Raw genomic sequence first — 1,050 nt, forward strand, 5'->3', positions numbered from 1 at the left:
TCTAGCCTTTGATATTGGTCTAATAGCTCCATCATTCCGTTTACTAGAAAGTCACTGGGGTCATTAGTATATATACTATATGTCTCCTGCTCTATTGCCTTTATATCTACTCCTACAGCCTTTAGTTCCCTTTGTATTAGTACTTTTACTAGATCACTACGCCATAGGCGGGAGGTGTTGAGAACTACTATATAATCCACCTCTAGGGCTTTTATAACTGTTAACATAGATTGTAGTCCTTCTCTATCTATCGTTAGCTCTTCTTCATCCACCTTTGCCCCGCTTATGCCTTCATCTGTATATATACTAAGTAAGTGTATACCATGGGCGTAACAGTAATTTCTTATCTCCTCTATTTGATAGGAAAGGCTGTAGCCCTCCTTTACTTGATTTTTAGTAGATACCCGTACATATCCTACTGCGGTTTTCTCCATCCTTTTCACCTCCGTATCATTAATTTCAATTTTCGTAACGGTTTGGGTAATGTCTGTCAAAAGATAAAGGATTAAATATATGTATCCTATCTATTTAGTTTTCAAAGAACTATGATATAGTTTAGTAACTTCAAAGGTAATATGACAAATAAACCTTCTATTTCAACCTATGCAACCATATTACATGGTTTTTCATTGCTTACAATCTAAGAAGTCTTTTATTAAGTCTTAAAACCTTTCGCTTTATCCTGCTTTGCAAATAAAAAACACCCCCAGTGCCTAGGATTTCAACCTTTGACATTGGGGGGCGGGGTAGCTTCATAATATCCCTATGAAATTTATAATAAAAACATGGTGCATATCTCTTAACTGTAGCTAACCTATGTCGTATATAACAAATGAGAAGGCTTTTAGATATATATAACTACATACTGTTAGCTTTACACGTGGTTTACGGAAGAACACGTTAAAAGACCGCCCCGACTAATCATCGGTGCTGGTGGGCGTTAGAGGCACAGCCCAACCTTTTTCCCAGATTTTCCGTCGTAGTGCCTTTTGGCAGAGAACCTTGACAGAGTGGTGGTGAATCCACCCGCGCAGTAAAGCTACACCTGGG

At 38.2% G+C, this 1,050-nt stretch carries 1 protein-coding gene; it reads right to left on the reverse strand.

The genetic code is table 11. From position 1 onward, the window contains the following. A partial coding sequence (locus T335_RS0115390; protein WP_026478323.1) for a recombinase family protein occupies positions 1-434 on the reverse strand: 434 nt, incomplete at its 3' end. Between the last annotated feature and the right edge of the window lie 616 nt (positions 435-1,050).

Source organism: Alkaliphilus transvaalensis ATCC 700919 (assembly GCF_000621485.1).
Lineage (GTDB): Bacteria > Bacillota > Clostridia > Peptostreptococcales > Natronincolaceae > Alkaliphilus > Alkaliphilus transvaalensis.